Annotated in this window: 23 protein-coding genes; 11 read left to right on the forward strand and 12 right to left on the reverse strand. The window is 62.5% G+C overall.

Annotation, left to right across the window (positions count from 1 at the left end; all coding sequences use genetic code 11):
- Window positions 1-103: 103 nt before the first annotated feature.
- The 3 genes from AC54AG_RS04830 to AC54AG_RS04840 all read right to left on the reverse strand — a co-directional run bounded on the left by AC54AG_RS04830 (window position 104) and on the right by AC54AG_RS04840 (window position 2,470).
- Entirely contained in the window at window positions 104-1,315 is a 1,212-nt protein-coding gene (locus tag AC54AG_RS04830) for a phosphoglycerate kinase (RefSeq protein WP_496629624.1), read from the reverse strand.
- A 77-nt stretch (window positions 1,316-1,392) separates the two neighbouring features.
- Window positions 1,393-1,743 carry an AzlD domain-containing protein gene (locus AC54AG_RS04835; protein ID WP_496629625.1) on the reverse strand — a complete coding sequence of 117 codons (351 nt, stop codon included), beginning with the start codon at window positions 1,741-1,743 and terminating at the stop codon, window positions 1,393-1,395.
- On the reverse strand, window positions 1,736-2,470 hold the full coding sequence (locus AC54AG_RS04840; protein WP_496629626.1) for an AzlC family ABC transporter permease: 735 nt from the start codon (window positions 2,468-2,470) through the stop codon (window positions 1,736-1,738). The genes AC54AG_RS04835 and AC54AG_RS04840 overlap by 8 nt, the downstream gene beginning before the upstream one ends.
- Before the next feature lie 258 nt (window positions 2,471-2,728).
- On the opposite strand from AC54AG_RS04840, the gene AC54AG_RS04845 reads away from it, so the two are divergent.
- From AC54AG_RS04845 to AC54AG_RS04860, 4 genes are all read left to right on the forward strand, one after another.
- Window positions 2,729-2,923, forward strand: a complete 195-nt coding sequence (locus AC54AG_RS04845) for a zinc-finger domain-containing protein (RefSeq protein WP_034746106.1) — start codon at window positions 2,729-2,731, stop codon at window positions 2,921-2,923.
- 72 nt (window positions 2,924-2,995) lie between these two features.
- A complete protein-coding gene (locus AC54AG_RS04850; RefSeq protein ID WP_034746103.1) occupies window positions 2,996-3,421 on the forward strand; it encodes a YybH family protein in 426 nt (141 codons plus the stop codon).
- Complete coding sequence (locus AC54AG_RS04855) at window positions 3,421-4,446, forward strand: YheT family hydrolase (protein ID WP_496629627.1); 1,026 nt, start codon at window positions 3,421-3,423, stop codon at window positions 4,444-4,446. Before AC54AG_RS04850 ends, AC54AG_RS04855 begins: the two co-directional genes overlap by 1 nt.
- Window positions 4,439-5,035: a DUF2946 family protein gene (locus AC54AG_RS04860; RefSeq protein WP_034746098.1), complete on the forward strand. Its 597-nt coding sequence runs from the start codon at window positions 4,439-4,441 to the stop codon at window positions 5,033-5,035. Before AC54AG_RS04855 ends, AC54AG_RS04860 begins: the two co-directional genes overlap by 8 nt.
- Here the strand turns inward: AC54AG_RS04860 and AC54AG_RS04865 are convergent.
- A complete protein-coding gene (locus AC54AG_RS04865; protein WP_442907240.1) occupies window positions 5,032-6,540 on the reverse strand; it encodes a beta-barrel assembly-enhancing protease in 1,509 nt (502 codons plus the stop codon). The two genes, AC54AG_RS04860 and AC54AG_RS04865, sit on opposite strands and share 4 nt — an antisense overlap.
- Window positions 6,541-6,807: 267 nt before the next feature.
- On the opposite strand from AC54AG_RS04865, the gene moaC reads away from it, so the two are divergent.
- Window positions 6,808-7,314, forward strand: a complete 507-nt coding sequence (moaC, locus tag AC54AG_RS04870) for a cyclic pyranopterin monophosphate synthase MoaC (RefSeq protein ID WP_331777219.1) — start codon at window positions 6,808-6,810, stop codon at window positions 7,312-7,314.
- Here moaC and AC54AG_RS04875 read toward each other — a convergent pair whose 3' ends face one another.
- On the reverse strand, window positions 7,315-7,752 hold the full coding sequence (locus AC54AG_RS04875; protein ID WP_331777220.1) for a DUF6713 family protein: 438 nt from the start codon (window positions 7,750-7,752) through the stop codon (window positions 7,315-7,317).
- A gap of 105 nt (window positions 7,753-7,857) precedes the next feature.
- On the opposite strand from AC54AG_RS04875, the gene AC54AG_RS04880 reads away from it, so the two are divergent.
- A complete protein-coding gene (locus tag AC54AG_RS04880) occupies window positions 7,858-8,580 on the forward strand; it encodes a flagellar brake protein (protein WP_319990572.1) in 723 nt (240 codons plus the stop codon).
- 21 nt (window positions 8,581-8,601) lie between these two features.
- Here the strand turns inward: AC54AG_RS04880 and AC54AG_RS04885 are convergent, their stop codons facing one another.
- The 7 genes from AC54AG_RS04885 to recA form a co-directional block, all read right to left on the reverse strand.
- A complete protein-coding gene (locus AC54AG_RS04885; RefSeq protein ID WP_070301057.1) occupies window positions 8,602-9,102 on the reverse strand; it encodes a pilin in 501 nt (166 codons plus the stop codon).
- Window positions 9,103-9,279: 177 nt separating this feature from the next.
- Entirely contained in the window at window positions 9,280-10,161 is an 882-nt protein-coding gene (sucD, locus tag AC54AG_RS04890) for a succinate--CoA ligase subunit alpha (RefSeq protein ID WP_034746085.1), read from the reverse strand.
- 13 nt (window positions 10,162-10,174) lie between these two features.
- Entirely contained in the window at window positions 10,175-11,344 is a 1,170-nt protein-coding gene (gene sucC, locus AC54AG_RS04895; RefSeq protein ID WP_496629628.1) for an ADP-forming succinate--CoA ligase subunit beta, read from the reverse strand.
- 78 nt (window positions 11,345-11,422) lie between these two features.
- Window positions 11,423-11,983 carry a DUF2889 domain-containing protein gene (locus AC54AG_RS04900; protein ID WP_034746078.1) on the reverse strand — a complete coding sequence of 187 codons (561 nt, stop codon included), beginning with the start codon at window positions 11,981-11,983 and terminating at the stop codon, window positions 11,423-11,425.
- Window positions 11,984-12,260: 277 nt separating this feature from the next.
- A complete protein-coding gene (locus AC54AG_RS04905; RefSeq protein ID WP_219328039.1) occupies window positions 12,261-13,799 on the reverse strand; it encodes a class I SAM-dependent methyltransferase in 1,539 nt (512 codons plus the stop codon).
- Between the two features lie 156 nt (window positions 13,800-13,955).
- On the reverse strand, window positions 13,956-14,411 hold the full coding sequence (gene recX, locus AC54AG_RS04910; protein ID WP_034746072.1) for a recombination regulator RecX: 456 nt from the start codon (window positions 14,409-14,411) through the stop codon (window positions 13,956-13,958).
- 203 nt (window positions 14,412-14,614) lie between these two features.
- Window positions 14,615-15,718 carry a recombinase RecA gene (gene recA / locus AC54AG_RS04915; protein ID WP_034746069.1) on the reverse strand — a complete coding sequence of 368 codons (1,104 nt, stop codon included), beginning with the start codon at window positions 15,716-15,718 and terminating at the stop codon, window positions 14,615-14,617.
- A gap of 255 nt (window positions 15,719-15,973) precedes the next feature.
- Here recA and AC54AG_RS04920 point away from each other — a divergent pair, with 255 nt between their 5' ends.
- From AC54AG_RS04920 to AC54AG_RS04940, 5 genes are read left to right on the forward strand one after another with little or no spacing between them, the layout of a single operon-like run.
- Window positions 15,974-16,708 carry a response regulator gene (locus AC54AG_RS04920; RefSeq protein ID WP_034746066.1) on the forward strand — a complete coding sequence of 245 codons (735 nt, stop codon included), beginning with the start codon at window positions 15,974-15,976 and terminating at the stop codon, window positions 16,706-16,708.
- Window positions 16,705-18,246 carry a sensor histidine kinase gene (locus AC54AG_RS04925; protein WP_034746063.1) on the forward strand — a complete coding sequence of 514 codons (1,542 nt, stop codon included), beginning with the start codon at window positions 16,705-16,707 and terminating at the stop codon, window positions 18,244-18,246. Before AC54AG_RS04920 ends, AC54AG_RS04925 begins: the two co-directional genes overlap by 4 nt.
- Entirely contained in the window at window positions 18,239-18,553 is a 315-nt protein-coding gene (locus tag AC54AG_RS04930; RefSeq protein ID WP_496629629.1) for a DUF4212 domain-containing protein, read from the forward strand. The genes AC54AG_RS04925 and AC54AG_RS04930 overlap by 8 nt, the downstream gene beginning before the upstream one ends.
- Window positions 18,550-20,598 carry a sodium:solute symporter family protein gene (locus AC54AG_RS04935; RefSeq protein WP_070301053.1) on the forward strand — a complete coding sequence of 683 codons (2,049 nt, stop codon included), beginning with the start codon at window positions 18,550-18,552 and terminating at the stop codon, window positions 20,596-20,598. Before AC54AG_RS04930 ends, AC54AG_RS04935 begins: the two co-directional genes overlap by 4 nt.
- A gap of 41 nt (window positions 20,599-20,639) precedes the next feature.
- Window positions 20,640-22,661, forward strand: coding sequence for an alpha/beta hydrolase family protein (locus tag AC54AG_RS04940; RefSeq protein WP_496629630.1), 2,022 nt, complete (start codon window positions 20,640-20,642; stop codon window positions 22,659-22,661).
- Window positions 22,662-22,680 lie beyond the last annotated feature (19 nt).

The raw sequence follows: 22,680 nt of genomic DNA on the forward strand, positions 1-22,680 counted from the left end.
CTTGTGCGCGAGCGAAGGTGAGCAAGACCTGGCGGCTGAGCCGCCCGGCAAGGTAAAAGCGCAGCGGTCAGGCTGCGCTTGGTGGCACGACAGTCAGGCCGGATCAGCCTGCGCGTTGCATCAGGATCTCAACTGCTGGGAGCGTCTTGCCTTCCAGGAATTCCAGGAAAGCGCCGCCGCCGGTCGAGATATAGCTGATTTTATCGGTAATATCGTATTTGGCAATCGCCGCCAGGGTGTCGCCACCGCCGGCAATCGAGAAAGCTTTCGAGTCGGCAATAGCCAGGGCCAGGGTCTTGGTGCCATTGCCGAACTGGTCGAACTCGAATACGCCGACGGGGCCGTTCCACACGATGGTACCGGCGGCGGCGATCTGCTGCGCCAGCAGGGCGGCCGTTTTCGGGCCGATATCGAGGATCATGTCATCGTCCGCCACGTCGGCCACGTCCTTGACGGTGGCGGCTGCCGTTGGCGAGAATTCCTTGGCGCACACGACGTCGACGGGAATCGGTACTTGCGCACCGCGCTTGGCCATGATCTCGATGATGGCTTTCGCCTCTTCAACGAGCTCCGCTTCCACCAGCGACTTGCCGACGTTCAAGCCGACGGCCTTCATGAAGGTGTTGGCGATGCCGCCGCCGACGATCAGGTTATCGACCTTGTCGGACAGCGCTTTCAAAATGGTCAGCTTGCTCGATACTTTCGAACCGGCAACGATAGCCAGCAATGGACGGGCTGGCGCGTGCAGCGCTTTGCCCAGCGCATCGAGTTCGGCGGCCAGCAGCGGGCCGGCGCAGGCGACAGGCGCGAACTTGGCGATGCCGTGCGTGGACGCCTCGGCGCGGTGGGCCGTGCCAAACGCGTCATTGACGTAGATATCGCACAATTTGGCCATTTTTTGCGCCAGCTCATCGCTGTTTTTCTTTTCGCCCTTGTTGACGCGCACGTTTTCCAGCAAGACCACTTGGCCGGCGGCCAGGGATTCCAGGCCGGCGCCATCGATCCAGTTTTGTTTCAGTGCAACTTCCTGGCCCAGCAGCTCGGACAAACGTGCCGCCACGGGCGCCAGGCTGTCGGCTGGCTTGAACTCGCCTTCCGTCGGACGGCCCAGGTGCGACGTCACCATGACGGCGGCGCCAGCGTCAAGGGCGGCGCGAATGGCCGGCACCGAGGCGCGGATGCGCGTATCTTCGGTGATCTTGCCACTGTCATCTTGCGGGACGTTCAGGTCGGCGCGGATAAACACGCGCTTGCCTTGCAGTGCATTTTGGGCGATCAAATCTTGCAGACGGATGAAGTTGAGAACAGCTGACATGGCGATCCAGATGACGAGTGGAAGGAAGTGCGCTATTTTACCGCAAGGACCAGACCAAATCCCCGATTTGTCCTGCTTTACTGAAAAACATGCAACAGTCGCAAGCCCGTGAAAACCAGCATGCCGAAGACGATGGTTTGCAGCATATTGCGGCGAATCACGAAAAAGAGCGTAGCGGCAATACCCGACAAGAGTTTCAAATTCGATAAGTCAAAGTGCACTTGCTGCCCTTCCATCAGCATGTCGGGCGCGATGATGGCCGCCAGCGCGCAGGCCGGCGCATAGCGCAGCATCTCGCCCACGCGGCGCGGGATGGTGATGTGATGGCCGATCAGCCAGAAGGTGCTGCGTGTGGCGGCCGTTGCCACCACCAGCACGGCGATGGCGATCCACACGTCTGCCCTGCCCCAGTCGATGCCGTCAATCATGGCGTTTTGTCCATTTTTCAGTCAATTCTTCCACGGCCATGGCGCTGACCATGCCCACCACGACGGCTACCAGCAAGCCCAGCTTATACGGCAGGCTGAAGGCCAGCACGGCCACCGCGCCCGCCACCAGCACGCCGCACAGGGCGGCGCGGCTGAGGATCAGCGGCACCGTCACGCACAAGATCGCCAGGGTCCCGGCAAAACCGAGCCCCCATTCGGCCGGCACGACGGCGCCCAGCACGATGCCGATGAAGGAACCGATTTGCCAGGCCAGCCAGTTGGGGTAGATCAAGCCTTTCAGGAAAGGCAGCTTGGCCGGGTCCGGCGTTTCATGGGGGTAGCGTTGCAGGAACAGGCCCACGGTGATGTCGCCGGCCACATAGCCGAGCGCAAAGCGCTGGCGCCACGGCAGATGGGCGAAATGGGGAGCCAGCAGCACGGAAAAGATAACAAAACGCAAATTGACGACGAGGGCTGTGGCGAAGATCACCCACACGGGCGCCTGCGCGGCCAGCAGAGGCAAGGACGCGAGCTGGGCCGAGCCGGCGAAGACAAACAGGGTCATGGCCCCCGCCTGCGCGACAGTCAAGCCGCTTTTCACCATGGCCACACCCACCACCATGCCCCAGGCGGCAATGCCCAGCAGGGTGGGCGCCCCCAGGTTCAGGCCGGCGCGCCAGGCATCTTTCAGCAGGGCGTCGTCCTTGGCGGCCGGGACGGCGTTCACGCGGCGCTCCGGCAGAGGTAGTGTGGTAACTGCACAACAATGGTGCGCGGAGAACGGCTCCGCAACGGTGATACCGGCAAGGCAAATCCAGTCAGGGTGGCGCTACGGCAGCCATATTGTCGCGAAAAACCGCGCCGCAGCCGAAGATGATCAAGCCGACATTTTAGCCATGATTTTTGCTGTCTGCCTGAATCCGTTAAAATCGTGCTTTTGGCAGCAGCCGACTTCCTTCCATACAGCCTCACGGAGCATGACAAGATGACAAAAACCACCCAGCCAGCGGTCGAACTCGACAGTAAAGACTTGCCAGCCCACTGCCCTAACCCGGCCATGCCGCTGTGGTCGTCGCATCCGCGCGTGTTCCTGGAATTTAACAAGGACGGCGTCGCCAAGTGCCCGTACTGCGGCACGGCCTACACGCTGAAGGAAGGCGCCAGCGCCGGCCATCATTAAACTGCCCAGCGGCGCGCCCCCAGCGCGCCGTTTTTATTTGCATCAAGTTATAGCGATCAGCCCGGAGTCGTCATGAAACGTCTGAAAGAACTCAATGGCAGCGCCGCCGAAGTCGAAGCGGCGTTCTACGATGCCTTGCACCGCGCCGACCTCGAAGCGCTGATGGCGCTATGGGCCGACGATGAAGAGATCGTCTGCATCCACCCGGGTGGCGCGCGCCTGATCGGCCATGCCGCCATCCGCGCCTCGTGGGAAACCATCCTGGCCGGCGGCGGCCTGCACATCGTGCCGGCGCAGCTGCATGAAACGCACAATCTGATGAGTTCGGTGCACACGGTGATCGAAGGCGTGACCCAGGAAGAAGGCGGCCCGGCGCATCTGCTGGCCACGAATGTGTATGTCAAAACGCCGCGCGGCTGGCGCATCGTGCTGCACCACGCTTCCATCGCCCCCGGTGGCGCACCGGCCGACGCCGCGGGGACGCAGATCCTGCACTGATGGCTTTGTCTCTTTCCTACACCGCCCCGCTGTGGCTGCCTGGCGGCCACGCGCAAACGATTTATCCGGCAATATGCCTCGCCAAGCCGGCCGTGGCCTTCCGCCGCGAACGCTGGCAAGCGCCCGATGGCGATTTCGTCGACGTCGACCTGGTCGACGGCCAGCCTGGCCAGCCCTTCGTGGTGCTGTTCCACGGTCTGGAAGGCTCGTCGAACAGCCATTACGCGCGCTCACTGATGGCCGAGGTGGCCGCGCGCGGCTGGTCCGGCGCCGTGCCGCATTTTCGCGGCTGCTCGGGCGAGGCGAACCTGGCGCCCCGTTTTTACCATTCGGGCGATGCGCAGGAAGTGGACTGGATCGTGCAGCGCCTGCGCCCGCGCGCCACGGGAAAGTTGTATGCGGCCGGCGTCTCGCTGGGCGGCAATGCCCTGCTGTGCTGGCTGGGCCAGGCGCAGCACCAGGCCGATTTCATCGATGCGGCAGCGGCCGTGTCCGCCCCGCTGGACCTGGCGCAAGGGGGCAAGGCCCTGTCTTCCGGCGCCAACCGGCTCTACACGCGCATGTTCCTGAACACCCTGAAACCGAAATGCCTGGCCAAGCTCGAGCAGTTTCCCGGCCTGTTCGCGCGCGACGCCATGCTGGCCGCGCGCGATCTGCACGCCTTCGATAATGTCGTCACGGCACCGCTGCACGGCTACCGCGACGCCGACGATTACTGGCACCGCGCCAGCGCCAAACACGTCTTGCAGGACATCACCGTCCCGACCCTGGTGCTGAATGCGCAAAACGATCCTTTCCTGCCCGGGCGCTTCTTGCCGCGCAGCGCCGCGCCGAACGTCACGCTCGAGTATCCGCGCCACGGCGGCCACGTCGGCTTTGCCGCTGGCAAGATGCCGGGAAGCTTGTATTGGCTGCCGCAACGGCTGCTCTCCTTCTTTGAAAACGGCAACATGGCGCCGTCTGCGCCGCAAAGCTGGCACGCTGGCGGTGCGCGCACTCACTTGGAAAACGCTACACATGGATGAACTCGTCAAGCAAGCCCTGGCCAAATGGCCGAACGTGCCCCACTGCTACGGCTGGCTGGGCCTGGACGCGCGCGGCCACTGGCGCATGCGCGACCAGCAGGCGCAACAGCAACAACTGCCCGGCGACAAGATCGCCCATACGGCCCTGTTGAATTTCATCAACCGCAATTACGCCCAGGACGAACGCGGTTGCTGGTTTTTCCAGAATGGCCCGCAACGCGTGTACGTGAACCTGGAAGCGACGCCATATATCGCCCGCAGCGACCCGCAGCACGGTTTTGTCTTGCAGACGGGCGTGCCACTATCGAGAATCGAGCAGGTTTACCTGTGCGACAACGGCGCGCTGATCTTGCGCCACGCCGATATCGTGGCGCAGGTCGACGACCGCGACATGGCGCAAGTGCTGGCGTCGCTGCGCGTTGATGGGCTGGCCTTGAGCGACGAGACCCTGCTAGCCTGGCTGGAGCATGCTCAAGGCAATTTGATGTTATTGCATGGCAGCAAGGTGATCGCCGTGCAGCCGCTGGGCTATGACTCCGTGCCGCAGACCTTCGGCTTCCAGCGGGCGCCGCAAGCCGATAAAAACTAGCCCTTCTGGTCCTTGATCTGCTCGCGGCGCTTTTCCTGCAGTTCACGCTCGCGCGCATCGATCACGGCCTGGTCATAAAAGGTCGCGTCCGTCGATTTGCGGGCGATCGTCAGCTGGTCCAGCGCGGCCATGGTGGCGCCCTGCAGCACGTAGGATTCGGCCAGCGCCATGTGCTGCAAGGTCATCTTGCCCTGGTCCGCATAGGCTTTCGCCAGCAAGTCGTAGAGTTCCGGCTCTTCCTTGTAGAGCTGCACCTGCTCGCGCAAATACACGGTCGATTGCTCCAGCTTGCCCGCAGCCATCAGCGCTTCCGCATACTGGTGGGCAATGCCGCGCGAGAGGGGAAATTGCTGGCGCGCAGCGTCCGCCGCCTTCAGGGCTTGCTGCGCCACTTCCTTCTTTTGCGCCGGCATCAACAGCACTTCCAGCCCCATCGCCGTCAGCAAGGAATTGGGCGCCTGCGTGCCGCCCGAGGTAAACACGTTCGGCCCGGCCGGCTGGTGCAGGGCCGCATTGGCCGCGTCGAGTTCCTTTTGCGCCTCCGCCGGCTTGCCCTGCTTGACGGCGACAAAGGACAAGCCGTAATGGGCGGCCGTCACCTGGAAGCGGCTTTGCTGCTCCAGCTGCGTCTTGAAGACGGCCTTGGCGTTCAACAAGCCTTGTACGCTTTCATCCTGCAGCACGCGGGCGCGCGCCCGGGCCAGGTGGAAACTCAGGCTGTCCGCCCGCTGCTTGTACGGCTGCTCGCGGATGCGCGCCTGGATGTCGGCAATGCGTTCCGTCGTCAGCGGGTGGGTCTGCAGATAGGCGGGCATCAAGTCGCTGTACGAGCGGCTGGCCGCCTGCATGCGGCCGAAGAAGGCCACCATGCCGGTGGTGTCGAAGCCCGCTTCGCCCATGATCTGGAAACCGATGCGGTCCGCCTCGCGTTCGGCGTCGCGACCGAAATTGAGCTGGCGCTGGATGGCCAGGCCCTGGCCGGCGGCAAACACGCCCATGGCCACATCGCCGCCTGCACGCGAAGCGAGCGCCGCCAGCAGCATGGCGGCCAGCGGCATCAGGGCGTCCTGGCGCTGCTGGCCCAGCATGCGCGCGATATGGCGCTGCGCCACATGGCCGATCTCGTGCGACAGCACGGACGCCAGTTCCGCCTCCGTTTGCGCCGCCAGCACCAGGGCCGAGTGCACGCCGATGAAGCCGCCGGGCAAGGCAAACGCGTTCAACTGGGGATCGCGTACGGCAAAGAAGAAATAATCGTAATTCGTTTCACCGCGCACGCTGGGGCGCGCCGCCACGAGCGCGTTGCCGAAGGTATTCAGGTATTCGAGCAGGGGCGCGTCGTCGAGATAGTCGCGGTCGCCGCGGATGCCGCGCATGATTTCCTCGCCGATCTTGCGCTCCATCGCCGGCGACAGGTCTTCGCGCGACGTGTCGCCCAGGTTCGGCAGGTTCGGCGCCGGCGGCACGGCCAGCGGCGTCCAGCCGCTTCCCGGCTTGGCCGCCACGCTGGCGGCCGGCACCGCTGGCGCGGACGTATAGGTTTGCGCCAGCGCACAGGGCGCCGCCAGCCACAAGGCAGCCAGCACGGACGCGCGCCGGGAGCCGCGCAGCCATGCCGCAGCGGCGTTTTCAACGATGATTGGAAGGGGAGTTTTTGAATTCACGGGTGCTATCATACCTTGTTAGCGGCGCCCATTCCCACGCGTCATGCCAGTGGCATGCGGTCGTGACAGGGCGTGCCGCGCTTCCCTTTTCTTACCTATTTTGACGCCATGACAACAGCAGACAAGCAAGCCCCCGCCGGGGAACTGACCCATTTCGACGCCACGGGCCAGGCCCATATGGTCGATGTGGGCAGCAAGGAAGACACGCGGCGCAGCGCCGTGGCCGCCGGCACCATCCGCATGCAGCCGGCCACCCTGGCATTGATCATTTCCGGCAATGCAAAAAAAGGCGACGTGCTGGGCATCGCCCGCATCGCCGCCATCATGGGTGCCAAGCGCACGAGCGACCTGATTCCCCTGTGCCACCCGCTGGCCCTCACGCGCGTCACCGTCGATTTTGAAGTGGATGAAGCGGCCAACAGCGTGCACTGCCGCGCCCAGGTCGATACGACGGGCAAGACGGGCGTGGAAATGGAAGCGCTCACTTCCGTGCAAATCGGCTTGTTGACGATCTACGACATGTGCAAGGCCGTTGACCGGGGCATGGTCATGACGAATGTGCACGTGCTGGAAAAACATGGCGGCAAGTCGGGCGATTGGCACGCCGAGGTGTAATTATTTTGCCTGGCGCGCAAGATGGCCCTGGACGCGGCGCAAGTCGCGCAGCAGCCAGACGGCACTGGCCAGGCATAGTACGATGATGGCCATGGACAGGGGCAAGTGGAATTGCTCCAGCCCTGCCAGTGCGAAGCCGGCGTGGATCAGGAACGTTCCCACGCCCAGCGCGGCGCAGACACCAGCGTACAGGGGCGCCCGCGCGGTGGCCAGCAGCACGTGCCGGTAACCGGCCAGCACCACGGTAATCGCCGCCAGGTTAAACACGAGAAAACCCTGCACGCCGCCCGGCAGATGAAACATCTCCCACTCTTTCCAATAGGCAGCGTCGATTTGATGCAAGATCAGGAACAACATGGTCCAGAAGTAGCTGCGCGGCATAAGATTAACATTCGTCAATATTGATCCCATTGTAAAGCCTGCACCACGCACCGGCATGTGCCCATGGCACTTTCGATGTAAAAATGAATTTCATTGATATAAATGCTTTTTCATCAAGAAATCATGCATACTGCGAGTCGTCCATATCCACATGAGCATCGCATGACAAGCAACAGACCCGCCGCGGAAACCAAGCTCCAGGACTTCGACTTCGAGGCCATGAATCTGCAGGTGGGGGGACGCATCCAGTTCATCACGCACCGCACCATCAAACCCATCCAGCATTTCTCGACCGTGATCGGCTATGTGAAAGACGAGTACCTGATCGTCAAGATTCCCATGGAAAACGGCGCGTCGATTGTCCTCAACGAGGGTGACAAGCTGACCATCCGCGTGTTTTCTGGTGTCACCGTCTGTTCGTTTTCCTGCAGCGTGCTGCGCATCTTCGGCCGCCCGCTCAACTATGTCCACCTGAGCTTTCCCGATGCCATCCAGGGCACCAGCCTGCGCACGGCCATGCGCGTCAAGGTGGACATTCCGGCACAGCTGAGCTACCGCGACGTGGCGGCCGTGCCCGTGTTCATCGTCAACCTCAGCGTCTCGGGCGCGCTGATCGAGGCGCCCAGCATGCTTACGCCCGATGACGAAGGCGTGGCGCTGAGCTTTACCCTGCTGGTGCAGCCGAACAAGCATCAGATGCGCGTCAACACGCGCGCCCGCATCCAGAACGTGAGCGTGGGCAAGCCGTCGAATGGCCACGCCACCGGGGTAGCTGAAATTCATACGTACGGCGTGCAATTCATCGACCTGGAACCGACCCACTACACCCTGCTGCAAAATCTCACGTATGAAGCGCTGATCGCGGACCGGCAAAAAATCGTCTGATACCCAACTGGCAAACGCCACCTACAGCGTCGATGTCACGTCGGGAATGTTGCTTTTGGTAATCGCTTCCTTCGCTGCCGGATTCGTCACGGTGGTGCTATTGAACCAGGTCAGGCTGCTGGTGCCCGGCTTCATGGTCATCGTCACGGTTTGTCCACCGATACCCGTGCCCAGGTCGGCCGCCAGGGTCAGCTCGATATTGCCCTTGTCGACCTTTCCGCTGGCCACTTCGCGCGTGGCACTGAACACGGGGATGGCGCTGGGCACGGCCGGGGTCGGCGTGCTGCAGGCGGCCGCCTCGCCGCCATTTTCCTGCACGCACAGGGCCACGGCCGTCTTCAGCGGCGCAGCGGCCGCCAGCACATTGCTGACCTTGGCCCGCATCGTATAGTCGCCGTACTGGGGAATGGCCACGGCCGCCAGGATGCCGGCGATGGCCACCACGATCATCAGTTCTATCAGGGTAAAACCGCTTTGCGCGCGCATCGTATCCTCCCATTGTGCGTTGCTCGTGCCGTGCATGGTGCAAGCGCCATGCCAGCGGCGCGCCCGGGCAGCGGCGGTACGCATGGAAAGAAAAGCGACGCATTTGGGCGGGTTCGGACCAGCGCCGTCCGCCCAGGCCGGGAATTGGCCTGTCTTGCGGACAAAAAAAGGAGCCGAAGCTCCTTTTTTGTACTGCATGAACCAGGCTGAAAATTACAGCATGGCTTTCAGCAGACGCGCCATTTCCGACGGGTTTTTGGTCACGGTGATGCCGCAAGCTTCCATGATTTCCAGCTTGGCTTGTGCCGTATCGGCACCGCCCGAGATCAGCGCGCCGGCGTGGCCCATGCGCTTGCCTGGAGGAGCGGTGACGCCAGCGATGAAGCCAACGACCGGTTTTTTCATGTTGTCTTTGATCCAATAAGCCGCGTTGGCTTCGTCCGGACCACCGATTTCGCCGATCATGATGACCGCGTCGGTATCTGGATCGTCATTGAACATCTTCATGATGTCGATGTGCTTCAGACCGTTGATCGGGTCGCCGCCGATGCCGACTGCCGACGATTGGCCCAGGCCCAGTGCGGTCAATTGACCCACTGCTTCATAGGTCAGGGTGCCCGAACGGGACACCACGCCGATACGGCCCTTCTTGTGGATGTGACCTGGCATGATGCCGATCTTGATTTCGTCTGGCGTGATCAGGCCTGGGCAGTTAGGGCCCAGCAGCAAGGTTTTGCTGTTGGCTTTAGCCATGCGGTCTTTCAGGGCCATCATGTCGCGGACAGGAATGCCTTCGGTGATGCAAATGGCCAGATCCATTTCAGCTTCGACAGCTTCCCAGATCGCCGCTGCCGCGCCTGCTGGCGGTACGTAGATCACGGAAACGTTGGCGCCGGTTTCTTTTTTCGCTTCGGTCACGTTAGCGAAAATAGGAATGCCTTCGAAATCTTCGCCGGCTTTCTTCGGGTTCACGCCTGCCACGAAGGCAGCTTTGCCGTTCGCGTAGTCGCGGCAACCGCGGGTGTGGAACTGGCCGGTCTTGCCGGTGATCCCTTGGGTAACGACTTTGGTATCTTTATTGATCAGAATGGACATGTTGATTCCTTAATTAAGCTTGACCGGCAGCAGCGGCAACGACGCTCTTGGCTGCATCTTCCATGGTGTCGGCTGCGATGATAGGCAGACCGGAATCGGCCAGCATCTTTTTGCCCAGGTCTTCGTTGGTGCCCTTCATGCGCACGACCAGCGGTACGTTCAGCGAGACGGCTTTCACTGCGGCGATCACGCCTTCAGCGATCACGTCGCAACGCATGATGCCGCCGAAAATGTTCACCAGGATGGCTTTCAGGCCTGGGTTTTTCAGCATGATCTTGAACGCTTCGGTGACTTTTTCTGCCGTGGCGCCGCCGCCGACGTCCAGGAAGTTGGCTGGCTCGCCGCCAAACAGCTTGATGGTATCCATGGTGGCCATGGCCAGACCGGCGCCGTTCACCAGGCAACCGATGTTGCCGTCGAGCGAAATGTAGGCCAGGTCGAATTTCGACGCTTCGATTTCAGCTGGATCTTCTTCGTCCAGATCGCGCAGGGCGACGATTTCCGGATGACGGAACAGGGCGTTCGGGTCAAAGTTGAACTTGGCGTCCAGGGCGATGACTTTGCCGCTGCTGGTGACGATCAGCGGGTTGATCTCGGCCAGCGAGCAATCGGTTTCCCAGTACGCTTTGTACAGGCCTTGCAGGTTGACGCGGGCGTCGGCGATGGAACCGGCAGGCACGCCGATTTTGGCGGCGATGTCGTCTGCCTGGGCATCGGTCAGGCCGGTGCCTGGATCGATGGTGACGTGATGGATCTTCTCAGGGTGGCTCTCGGCCACTTCTTCGATGTCCATGCCGCCTTCGGACGACGCCATCAGGACGATTTTCTGGGTGACGCGGTCGGTGACCAGCGAAACGTACAGTTCTTGTTTGATGTCGGCGCCTTCTTCCACCAGCAGGCGGTTGACTTTCTGGCCTTCGGCGCTGGTCTGGTGCGTGATCAGCTGCATGCCCATGATCTGGTCAGCGTATTCCTTGACTTGCTCGATCGATTTCGCCACTTTCACGCCGCCGCCCTTGCCGCGGCCACCTGCGTGGATCTGCGCCTTGACAACCCATACCGGGCCGCCCAGGGTTTCCGCAGCCTTGACGGCTTCTTCGACGGACATGCACGGAATACCGCGTGGTACCGTCACTCCGTGCTGCCGGAGGATTTCTTTGGCTTGATACTCATGGATTTTCATGCTGGCTTCCCTTCTGATACTGATTTGTAAAAATACGGTTAGTGGTGCAAAAAAAACAGGAAAAACAGAGCGCCGGGGTCACGCTTTGGCTACCCAGCGCGGGTAATACTGTGCCACCGCCCCGCCATCGGTGCGCAGGGCGTGGCATTTGTCGAGTTGAAACGGCTTTTCATGCGACAAGTCAGCATTCTCACCGTCACGGGTCGACCAGACATCGCCGGCAAATGCCTGAACCGTCGCAGTCGGCAAGACTTGCGCCAGTTCGGTCAAATGGGTACAGCCAGCGATTCCCGCCAGGCGCTGTTTCAAGTCGCGGCGGAAATTCTTCAATAAATTCAAACCGATCAGCGCCCTGTAAGCGGGGCCGATGGTATCGCAAAAACCGGGATAGGGCACGGCATCGGAGGCAGCTTCGGCCTCGACAATGGTCAGTTCGCGATCGACGGTAATACGTAAATGGAGGTCATGCAGAGGGGCGCCGGCGGGACGGGGGCCGGAGGCCAGGGTCGCATCATAGCTTTTGATGTCGGTGATATGGGCGTCAATATCCCACAGGCCGTCGTCGCGCATATACGCTTGGACGTCGATAACGCGGGAGTGCCGTAGGGCGCGCCGGGATACGGGAGTTGACAGGGGCATAAGACCGATGCCGCTTGCGCGGCCATAATTAGTAAGCAGCCATGTGCCTAAAGCACTCTGTTCGCAGCTTCTACGAACAGCAACCGCACCTGCGGCGCCGCAAAAACCCTAAAAGTGTAGCACACAGGGCGCTAGTTGCGCCGCAACATAATTTTTTATTGGTCGTGCCGTCTGCCGCAAATCATTAACGAAAATCGCAAAATCAATGACAATTATTCACAATGCAGATAACTTGAAAGCATGCCTGCGGCACCGGCGCACTGGCCGGCACCGCGCTTCAGTCAGCCACACCCAGTGCGCGTAAAACGGGCAAGGTGCGCGCGGAAAAATATTCCGCGCGCGCCAGCAGTTCGGCCAGGTTTTCCTCTTCCGTCAACAAGGGCTGCCCGTCCTTCGTCAGCAGTTGCTCCAGGCGCAGCAGTACCGGCCACGTCGCGCGCACCCATTCTTGCGGCGTTGGACAACCTTGCTGTTTTGCCCACAGGAACAGTTGTTGTAAATGCGATACAACCACGCCGCCGCCCGTCAGGGGGCTGGCGAGGCTGTGCAAGTCGGTTCTTGCCAGCGCCTGCTCCAGCAAGTGCGCATTCAGCCGCGCCGTCTGCGGCCGCGCCACGGCGATGTCGGCCTCGTCCTGGACGGCAAGCACGCTGCCCTTGCTGACCAGCACCAATATGATCTGCAGCAAGGCGGCCAGGCCGGCTTCGCTACCCGCCAGTTGCAGCTCCAGTTCGCCTATCGTGTACACGCGATGGTCGGCCATGGCGTCGAGCACGGGCGCATACACGCGCTCGTCCATATCGGCGTCGCCCAGCACCCCATGCACGCTCAACACCACTTCGTCGCGGGGCACGGCCAGCATCACGCGCACGGCCCGCACGGCGCTGACCTGGGCCAACGGCGTCAGCCTGCGCGCGCCCTTGACCCAGTAATCCTTGCGGAATTGCTCGTTGACGAGAAAGGCGCGCGTCGTCTCGCGGAAGACGGGATCGGGTATCTCGGCCAGGAATTGCTGGTGTTCGGCCGTCAGGTTCAGCATGTCGACCAGAGCGGTATAGTTGGCGGACGAGGCGAACTCCAGCTTGGCCTCGCCCAGCATGGCCGCAACGCTGGAAAAGGCCATCGGCTGCCAATCCGCATTGAAATATTCGTGTGCAATATAGTTGCGGTCTAGCGCTTTCAGCTTCTCGAAACGGTCCGCCAGCAGGGGATTGGCCTCCAGGTAGCGCGGTTGCACGGCGATCATCCTGTCGACAAAATCGATGGCGCCGTCGACTCGTGCCAGCACGCCCACGCCGGGCGCGCTCATGACGCGGCTATGCTCGGCCAGCAAGTCGCGCATCGGCATCATGGCACTCCAGCCCGGCTGCGTGTTATAGCTGATATAGGCGACGCCACCCACTTTCAGCTTGCGCTGCAGGAAATCGACGATCAAGGCGCGATTTTCTGCCGAGACCCAGCTCCAGATCCCGTGCAAGCAGATAAAGTCGAAATCGGGCAAGTCGTCACGGCGGCAAAACTGCGCGAACGATTCGTCCGTGAACTGTGCGCCGGCGCCGGTCACGCTGGCCAGCTCCTGCGCAAAGGCGGCCTGGGACGGATTGAAATCATTGCCATGCCAGCGCGTGGAAGACGCCGCCGCATGGATGTTGGCGCTGATGCCCTGGCCAAAGCCCAGCTCGCAAGCCGTGCCGCTGGCCGGCAAGGCAAGCCCGGCAGCCAGCAGGGGCAGCCGCAGGCGCAGAGGATTCAATTCTTCGTAATAGCCATAGGTATAGGCGATTTCGGCCACATAGCCGGCATTCCAGTTGCTCATCTCGATCCTGTCACGGTCAGTGGTGCTGCGCGCATCGCACAGCGTTCGAGCGCCAGAATACCTTATCGCGCGGCGTCGCCATACTGGAAACAAACGGCGTTTGAAAGCGCAGTTCATGGGGCACGACGGAGGCCGGCCGGCGCGCCATGGCCAGCCTCATTCCTCGTCGGGATCCAGCCCCTTCAAGGCCGCTTGCACGGCGCGCTGGGAAAAGCCGCGCTGCATCAGGAAGCGCATCTGCTTGTTGCGCTGCTCGGCATCCTGCGCTACTTCACCAAACTTGCGGCGCCACACTTCGCAGGCGCGCGCAACTTCCCCTTCGGCCAGGCCCGCCTTGAGTTCCTGCAGCGCCTCGCCGCCGATGCCATGGCTTTGCAACTCCGCCATGATGCGGCTATTGCCGAAGCGGGCCGAGCGGCGGTGGATCAGCGACTCGGAAAAGCGCTCCTGCGACAGCCAATTGGCTTGCTCCAGGCTGTCGAGCAAGGCTTCCACGTCATCGCCCTCCTGCGCATGGCGCTGCAGCTTGCGCCGCAATTCCATGCGGCTGTGTTCACGCATCGACAAAAAGCGTAGCGCCCTGCCCTTCAGGCTTAGTTGTACTGCGGCCATACACCCACCTTGTCTTTCATTCCACAATCACATCACCCAAACACAATCGCCGCCCGGCGCAACAGCGCGGGACGGCGATCATGGTCCTACCTTGCGGCAAGCCATGCGTAGGTCGGATCAGGGCCCTTGGACCGTAATCCGACAACATTGTTGACGTCTGTGGTGTTGTCGGATTACGCGCGGCTTTGCCGCGCTAATCCGACCTACTCTGGCTTGGCTTCCGCAGCCTTGGCAGCCTTGTCGGCGGCTTTGTCCGCTTTTTCCGGCTTTTCAGCAGCCAGCGGCGGCAGTTCGCGCACGCCCAGCGAAGCGCGGACCTTGTTTTCGATTTCGCGGGCCAGCGCCGGACGCTCCTGCAGGAAGGCGCGGGCGTTGTCCTTGCCCTGGCCGATACGTTCGCCGTTGTAGCTGTACCACGAACCGGATTTTTCCACGATCTTGGCATCCGAGCCCAGGTCCAGGATTTCGCCTTCGCGCGAAGTGCCGGCGCCGTACAGGATGTCGAAGTGCGCTTCCTTGAACGGCGGCGCGATCTTGTTCTTGACGACCTTGACCTTGGTTTCGTTGCCGATCACTTCATCGCCGGACTTGATCGAGCCGGTGCGGCGGATATCCAGACGCACGGAGGCGTAGAATTTCAGCGCATTGCCGCCCGTGGTTGTTTCCGGACTGCCGAACATCACGCCGATCTTCATGCGGATCTGATTGATGAAGATGACCAGGGTATTGGTGCGGTTGATGGAACCGGTCAGCTTGCGCAAGGCTTGCGACATCAGGCGCGCTTGCAGGCCTGGCAGGGAATCGCCCATGTCGCCTTCGATCTCGGCGCGTGGCGTCAGCGCGGCCACGGAGTCGATGACGACGAGGTCGACGCTGCCCGAACGCACGAGGGCGTCGCAGATTTCCAGCGCCTGCTCGCCCGTGTCCGGTTGCGAGATCAGCAATTCGTGCAGATTCACGCCCAGCTTTTGCGCGTAACCGACGTCGAGCGCGTGCTCGGCATCGATAAAGGCGCACGTGCCGCCCAGTTTTTGCATTTCGGCGATGGTTTGCAGGGTCAAGGTGGTTTTACCCGACGATTCCGGACCGTAGATTTCCACCACGCGGCCGCGCGGCAAGCCGCCCACGCCCAGCGCGATATCGAGGCCGAGCGAACCGGTCGACACGACTTGCACTTCTTCGATCGGTGCGCTGGCATCCATGCGCATGACCGAACCTTTGCCAAACTGCTTCTCGATCTGCGCCAGTGCGGCGGCGAGCGCCTTGGCTTTTTCCGATGCGGGTACTACAGCTTTTTTATCGTCCATATGTTCTTTCAGCCGTTCTACAGTTGCGGATTCACGTGACGCATCTACGTGAACCGTGCAGCCTGCGATAGCGCCAGTGGGTTAAATTCTTTACACAGACAGTACTGTATAAAAAAACAGTGATCAATGCAAGCGGAACGTGGATTTGTTTTGAAACAGATCAATACAACCGCGGATTTTCATAAAAATTCGCCACCTTGCGGAAAATGAAACACAATACAAGCTTCTACCGCCGCAAAGCATAGGAAGTGCACCATGCGTATTTTACTTGCCGAAGATGACAGCGTGCTGGCCGATGGCCTGACCCGCTCGCTGCGCCAGTCCGGTTATGCGATCGACTACGTCAAGACGGGGCAAGAGGCCGATACGGCCCTGTCCACCCAGGAATTCGACTTGCTGATCCTCGACCTGGGCCTGCCCAAAATGTCCGGCCTGGAAGTGCTGCGCCGCCTGCGCGCACGCGCTTCGCTGCTGCCTGTGCTGATCCTGACGGCCGCCGATTCCATCGAACAACGCGTGAATGGCCTCGACCTCGGTGCCGATGATTATATGGCCAAGCCGTTCGCCTTGTCGGAACTGGAGGCAAGAGTGCGCGCCCTGACGCGCCGCGGCGCTGGCGGCGGCGCCACCATCATCAAGCACGGCCCCCTCAGCTACGACCAGGTGGGGCGCAGCGCCTACATCAACGACCAGATGCTCGACCTGTCGGCGCGCGAACTGGGCTTGCTGGAAATCCTGCTGGGCCGCACCGGCCGCCTCGTCTCGAAAGAGCAGCTGGTCGACCACCTGTGCGAATGGGGCGAGGAAGTGTCGAACAACGCCATCGAAGTGTATGTGCACCGCCTGCGCAAGAAGATCGAAGTGGGCGGCGTGCGCATCGCCACCGTGCGCGGCCTCGGCTATTGCCTGGAAAAATACTCGGAAGCGGCGCGCCTGAACGCTGAAGCGGGCGAGTCGGCAAGCCCGGCCAGCGGACCCGCCAGCAAGTGAAGGCGCGCGAGGCGCCAGCGGACGAGCCGGATGATGACGACTGGTTCGAGCCGCCCACCACGGAGCAGGACGACACCATCGAGCATTCGCTGTTCGGCGAAATCCTCGACTGGATGCTGGCGCCCCTGCTGCTGCTGTGGCCGATGAGCATCGCCATCACCTATCTGGTGGCCAAGGGCATCGCCAATCAGCCGTTCGACCATGCGCTGGAAGACAGCGTGACCGTGCTCACGCAGCAAGTCAAGCAGGCCGATGGCGCCATGTTGCGCCGCGCGCCGGACAAGAACAGCAGCAATAATAATGGCCGCGACTTGCTGCGCGGCGACGATGTCGACACCCTGTATTACCTGGTGGTGGGTCCGCGCGGCGAATACCTGGCCGGCGACCGCGATTTGCCGCCGCCGCAGGATCCCGACAAATACCGCAGCGGCATGGTGCTGTTTCGCAACGACACCATCCACGGCACGCCCGTGCGCGTGGCGTTCAGCTATCTCGACATTCCTGCCGACAACGACGATGAGCCGCACCGCGCGCTGGTACAAGTTGCCGAAACCCTGGAGAAACGCGCCCAGCTGGCCAATGAAATCATCAAGGGCGTGATTTTGCCGCAGTTCATCATCCTGCCCGTGATCCTGGCTCTCGTCTGGTTTGCCCTGGCGCGCGGCCTGTCGCCGCTGGCGCAATTGCAGGAGCGCATACGCGCCCGGCCACCCGACGATTTATCGCCCATCGAATCGGGCCAGGTACCCGAGGAAATCACGCCGCTGGTCGGTTCGCTCAACGAGATGCTGGCGCGGCTATCGCTGTCGATCGACATGCAGAAACGCTTCATCGCCGATGCCGCGCATCAGATGAAAACGCCGCTGGCCGGCATGCGCATGCAGTCGGAACTGGCCCTGCGCCAGACCGACCACGACGAGATCCACCGCTCGCTGCTGCAACTGGCGAAAAGTTCGGAAGCGGCCACGCGCCTGGTCAACCAGCTGCTGGCCCTGGCGCGCGCGGAAAATCAGCCGCAGGCGGGCACGGCGTTCGAGCCGATCGAGCTGAGCGAACTGGCGCGCGGCGTGGTGCAGGACTGGGTGCAAGCTTCGTTTGCCCAGCATATCGACCTGGGCTTCGAGCAGCCCGCGTATTCGATCATGATTTCCGGCAATGCCATGATGCTGCGCGAGCTGCTGAGCAACCTGATCGACAACGCCCTGCGCTACACGCCGTCGGGCGGCAGCGTCACGGTGCGCGTGCGCAGCACCCTGGAACTGGCCATCCTGGAAGTGGAAGATACGGGTCCCGGCATTGCGCCGGCCGAGCGGGCCCACGTGTTCGAACGCTTTTACCGCATTCTCGGCAGCAATGTCGACGGTAGCGGCCTGGGCCTGGCCATCGTGCGCGAAATTGCGCAGCAGCATGGCGCCGAAGTCGATATTTTTAACAATCCGCGCGCGCAGTCGCCGAAGCTGCCGGGCACCCTGCTGCGCCTGAGCATCGCCCTGCTGTTGCCGGACGCGCCAGAAGAGGATGACGTCACATATGGATAAGCCGAGCCCAACCGTTGCCCCGGCGCGGCCATCGCACGCGCCCAGCCCCGAGCTGCAGGCGCGCCGCGACATCCACTGGCGCAAGACGCGGCGCCTGACGGCCATCCTGCTGCTGGTGTGGCTGCTGACGGGTTTTCTGACCGTATTCTATGCGCGCGAGCTGCTGCACCTGAACCTGTTCGGCTGGCCCCTGCCCTTCTATATGGCGGCCCAGGGCGCCTCGCTCGTGTACCTGGCCATCATCGCCTTCTATGCGTGGCGCATGCGGCGCCTCGACCGGGACTTCCATGCCGAGGAGCACGCATGAGCGGCCAGCGCAGCTTCTTTGCCCGGCTGAGCCGCTACTACCTGCTGTTTACGGCCGGTTTCGCCGCCTTCCTGCTGGCCCTGTCCGTGCTGGAACAGGAAGGCATGCCGCGCGCGTGGATCGGCTACCTGTTCATGCTCGTCACCATCACCCTGTACGCCACCATCGGCGTCATCAGCCGCACCTCGAACGTCACCGAATACTATGTGGCGGGGCGCCGGGTGCCGGCCATGTTCAACGGCATGGCCACGGCCGCCGACTGGATCTCGGCCGCCAGCTTCATCAGCCTGGCCGGCGGCCTGTACCTGAACGGCTTCGACGGCCTGGCCTTCATCATGGGCTGGACGGGCGGCTATTGCCTGGTGGCGCTATTGATCGCACCCTACCTGCGCAAGTTCAGCCAGTACACGATTCCCGATTTCCTCGCCGCCCGCTACGGCAGCGGCACCGACAAGCGGGGCGCCAGCGTGCGCGTGGTGGCCGTGGCCGCCACCATCATCGTGTCGTTTACCTATGTGGTGGCGCAGATCTACGCCGTCGGCCTGATCGCCTCGCGCTTCACGGGCGTGGATTTTTCCGTCGGCATCTTCCTGGGCCTGGCCAGCATCCTCGTCTGCTCCTTTCTGGGCGGCATGCGCGCCATCACCTGGACGCAGGTGGCGCAGTACATCATCATCCTCGTCGCCTTTCTGATTCCCGCCATGTGGCTGTCGGTCAAGCATGCGGACAATCCCGTGCCGCAGATCGCCTACGGCAAGGTGCTGACGCAACTGAGCGCGCGCGAACACGTGCTGGAAACGGACCCGAAAGAAAACGAAGTGCGCGCCATCTTCCGCCAGCGCGCGCAAAGCTACCAGGCGCGCATCGACGGCTTGCCCGGTTCCTGGGAACAAGGCCGCCTGGCGGCCCAGCGCCAGCTCGATAGTTTGCGCCAGCGCAATACCTCGCTGTTCGACATCCGCAACGCGGAGCGCTACCTGATCGCCTATCCGAAAAGTCCGGACGAGGCACGCGTGCTGTGGCAGGCGGCGCAGGCGCAGAACCAGAAACGCGCCGAGCCGATCATTCCACACGCGCAGCCATTTCCCGCCGCAGACCGCGAGCAATCCGACATCAAGCGCAACAATTTCCTGGCCCTCGTGTTTTGCATGATGCTGGGTACGGCCGCCCTGCCGCACATCCTCATGCGATCGTACACCACACCCTCCGTGCACGAAACGCGCGTTTCCGTGTTCTGGACCCTGTTCTTCATCTTGTTGATCTATCTCACGATTCCCGCGCTGGCCGTGCTGGTCAAGTACGATATTTACTCGGCACTCGTGGGCACGCAATACGCGAACCTGCCCACCTGGGTGTCGTACTGGGCCAATGTGGACAAGCTCAGTCCCCTGATCAGCATCGTCGACGTCAACCGCGACGGCATCGTGCAACTGGCGGAAATTTCCATCGACGCCGACGTGCTGGTGCTGGCCACGCCCGAGATCGCCGGCCTGCCCTACGTGATTTCCGGCCTGGTGGCGGCAGGCGGCCTGGCCGCCGCCCTGTCGACGGCCGATGGCTTGCTGCTGGCCATCTCGAACGCCCTGTCGCACGACGTCTATTACAAGGTGGTCGATCCCACGGCTTCGACGCAAAAGCGCGTGACGATTTCAAAATTGCTGCTGCTGGCCGTGGCCTTCATCGCCGCCTATGCGGCCTCGCAAAAGCCGGCGGACATTTTGTCGCTGGTGGGCGTAGCCTTTTCCCTGGCCGCCTCGACCCTGTTCCCGCCGCTGGTGCTGGGCGTCTTCTGGCAACGCGCCAACTTCCAGGGCGCACTGGCCGGCATGCTGACGGGCTTTGGCGTATGCCTGTATTACATGCTGCACACGAGCACCATGCTGGGCGGCAATGCCAGCGGTCAATGGTTCCACATCGCGCCCATCTCGGCCGGCATCTTCGGCGTGCCGGCCGGCCTGGCCGCCGCCATCCTCGTCAGCTGGCTGACGCCGGCGCCGGGACGCCGCAGCACGGGGCTGGTTGAGCATATCCGGGCGCCGGAGTGAGCGTCCATAGGTCAATTTTTTATTCCAGGTTACAACACACCATGCCCCAGGCTTTCTTGCGTCTGCTACATATCCTGGCCGCCTGCGCCAGCCTGTTCGCCCTTTCCGCACAGGCGCACACGGCCATCGCGCCGCCACCACTGTCGGCCTTCTTCGCCAATCCCGAATTCAGCGGCCCCCAGTTGTCGCCCGATGCGCGCCATCTGGCCGTGAAGGTGAGCGGCGCGAACAATCGCGAACGGCTGGCCATCGTCAACCTGCTCGATAACAGCATCAAGGTCGTGGCGCAATTCAGCGATGTCGACGTGGGTGACGTCGAATGGGTCAACAACGAGCGCCTGATCCTGAACACGCGCGACCGCCAGACGGCGCCCGGCGACATGCGTTTCGGGCCAGGCCTGTTTGCCGTCAACCGCGACGGCGGCAACTTTCGCCAGCTGGCCGCCCGCAGCGCCATGCCCGATGCCTCCACCTCGATCTATAAACTGCTGCCCTGGCATACCTACCTGACGGGCCAGCGCGGTGCGCAGGATTCCCAGGCCGTGTATGTGCGCAGCACCGTGTACGCCTCGACGGGCGAAGTCGACTACGAAGGCTTGCGGCAGCTCGATACGCTCACGGGCCGCAGCACGGCCGTCAAGCCGCCAGGCAAGGTGCGCCGCTGGCTGCTCGACCAGCATGGCGAACCGCGTCTGGCCGTGACCCGGGAGCGCAATATCGAAAGCGTGCAGTACCTTGATCCGGCCAGCGGCGCCTGGCGCACGCTGGCGCAGTTCGACGCCTACCTCGGCGGCCCCGACGCCTTCACCCCGCTCTCCTTCGGCCCGGACGGCACCCTGTATGTGAGCGCCCGCATGGGCAGCGATACGCTGTCCGTGCATGCCTACGACTTGGCCGGCAGCCGCATCGTGCCCACGCCCATCATCTCGCTCGACGGCTATGACTTCAGCGGCAATCTGATCGTCGGGCAAGGCAAGCTGCTGGGCGTGCGCCACCTGAGCGATGCGCGCGCCACGCGCTGGTTCGACCCGGTCATGACGGCCACCCAGGCACGTATCGACGCCCTGCTGCCAGCGACCATCAACCTGGTCTCGCTGGCGGCCCGCCCCGCCACACCCTTCATGCTGGTGACCTCGTATTCCGACCGGCAGCCGGGCAAATTCTCGCTGTTCAACAGCGACACGGGCAAGCTGAGCATCATCGGCGAAGCGCAGCCGCTCATCAAGCCGGCGCAGATGAGCGAGCAGCAGCTGGTGCGCTACAAGGCGCGCGATGGCCTGTCCATTCCCGCCTGGCTCACCGTGCCCGCCGCGACTTCCGGCAAGCAGCTGCCGCTGGTCGTGCTCGTGCATGGCGGCCCGTATGTGCGCGGCAGCTCCTGGCAATGGAATGCCGAAGTGCAATTTCTTGCCTCGCGTGGCTATGCCGTGCTGCAACCGGAATTTCGCGGCAGCACAGGCTTTGGCGCCAAGCATTTTCGCGCTGGCTGGAAACAATGGGGCTTGAAGATGCAGGACGATCTCGCCGATGGCGCGCGCTGGGCCATCGCCGAAGGAATCGCCGATCCGCGCCGCATCTGCATCGCCGGCGCCAGCTATGGCGGTTATGCCGCTTTGATGGGCCTGGCCAACGATCCCGACCTGTTCCGCTGCGCCATCGACTGGGTGGGCGTGACCGACATCAACCTGCTGTATAGCGGCCACTGGAGTTTCAAGTCCGACCTCGGCGATGACTGGAAACAGTACGGCATGCCCGAGCTGATTGGCGACCGGACGGCCAACGCGGCCCAGTTCCAGGCCACCTCCCCCATCGCCCAGGCGGCGCGCATCACCCAGCCCCTGCTGCTGGCGTACGGTGCCGCCGACCAGCGGGTGCCGCTGTACCACGGCAGGCAATTCTACGCGGCCGTCAAACAGCACAATCGCGATGTCGAATGGGTGGTCTACGACGAGGAAGGCCATGGATGGACATTGCCGAAGAACCGCATCGACTTCTGGGGCCGGGTGGAGAAATTCCTCGACAGGACTATCGGAAAAGACAGCGCCCCGGCAAAAAAGGAGTAGGCTGGAGGGCCGTTCCACT

Source organism: Janthinobacterium sp. BCJ23 (assembly GCF_059617945.1).

Excerpts from the sequence above, each read along its gene's own strand:
- AC54AG_RS04845 (WP_034746106.1), top strand. The coding sequence starts at position 2,729 with ATGACAAAAACCACCCAGCCAGCGGTCGAACTCGACAGTAAAGACTTG.
- AC54AG_RS04860 (WP_034746098.1), top strand. The coding sequence starts at position 4,439 with ATGGATGAACTCGTCAAGCAAGCCCTGGCCAAATGGCCGAACGTGCCC.
- AC54AG_RS04875 (WP_331777220.1), bottom strand. The coding sequence starts at position 7,752 with ATGCCGGTGCGTGGTGCAGGCTTTACAATGGGATCAATATTGACGAAT.
- recA (WP_034746069.1), bottom strand. The coding sequence starts at position 15,718 with ATGGACGATAAAAAAGCTGTAGTACCCGCATCGGAAAAAGCCAAGGCG.
- AC54AG_RS04835 (WP_496629625.1), bottom strand. The coding sequence starts at position 1,743 with ATGATTGACGGCATCGACTGGGGCAGGGCAGACGTGTGGATCGCCATC.
- moaC (WP_331777219.1), top strand. The coding sequence starts at position 6,808 with ATGACAACAGCAGACAAGCAAGCCCCCGCCGGGGAACTGACCCATTTC.
- AC54AG_RS04905 (WP_219328039.1), bottom strand. The coding sequence starts at position 13,799 with ATGAGCAACTGGAATGCCGGCTATGTGGCCGAAATCGCCTATACCTAT.
- recX (WP_034746072.1), bottom strand. The coding sequence starts at position 14,411 with ATGGCCGCAGTACAACTAAGCCTGAAGGGCAGGGCGCTACGCTTTTTG.
- AC54AG_RS04880 (WP_319990572.1), top strand. The coding sequence starts at position 7,858 with ATGACAAGCAACAGACCCGCCGCGGAAACCAAGCTCCAGGACTTCGAC.
- AC54AG_RS04920 (WP_034746066.1), top strand. The coding sequence starts at position 15,974 with ATGCGTATTTTACTTGCCGAAGATGACAGCGTGCTGGCCGATGGCCTG.
- AC54AG_RS04935 (WP_070301053.1), top strand. The coding sequence starts at position 18,550 with ATGAGCGGCCAGCGCAGCTTCTTTGCCCGGCTGAGCCGCTACTACCTG.
- AC54AG_RS04900 (WP_034746078.1), bottom strand. The coding sequence starts at position 11,983 with ATGCCCCTGTCAACTCCCGTATCCCGGCGCGCCCTACGGCACTCCCGC.
- sucC (WP_496629628.1), bottom strand. The coding sequence starts at position 11,344 with ATGAAAATCCATGAGTATCAAGCCAAAGAAATCCTCCGGCAGCACGGA.
- AC54AG_RS04850 (WP_034746103.1), top strand. The coding sequence starts at position 2,996 with ATGAAACGTCTGAAAGAACTCAATGGCAGCGCCGCCGAAGTCGAAGCG.
- AC54AG_RS04855 (WP_496629627.1), top strand. The coding sequence starts at position 3,421 with ATGGCTTTGTCTCTTTCCTACACCGCCCCGCTGTGGCTGCCTGGCGGC.
- AC54AG_RS04885 (WP_070301057.1), bottom strand. The coding sequence starts at position 9,102 with ATGCACGGCACGAGCAACGCACAATGGGAGGATACGATGCGCGCGCAA.
- sucD (WP_034746085.1), bottom strand. The coding sequence starts at position 10,161 with ATGTCCATTCTGATCAATAAAGATACCAAAGTCGTTACCCAAGGGATC.
- AC54AG_RS04940 (WP_496629630.1), top strand. The coding sequence starts at position 20,640 with ATGCCCCAGGCTTTCTTGCGTCTGCTACATATCCTGGCCGCCTGCGCC.
- AC54AG_RS04830 (WP_496629624.1), bottom strand. The coding sequence starts at position 1,315 with ATGTCAGCTGTTCTCAACTTCATCCGTCTGCAAGATTTGATCGCCCAA.
- AC54AG_RS04930 (WP_496629629.1), top strand. The coding sequence starts at position 18,239 with ATGGATAAGCCGAGCCCAACCGTTGCCCCGGCGCGGCCATCGCACGCG.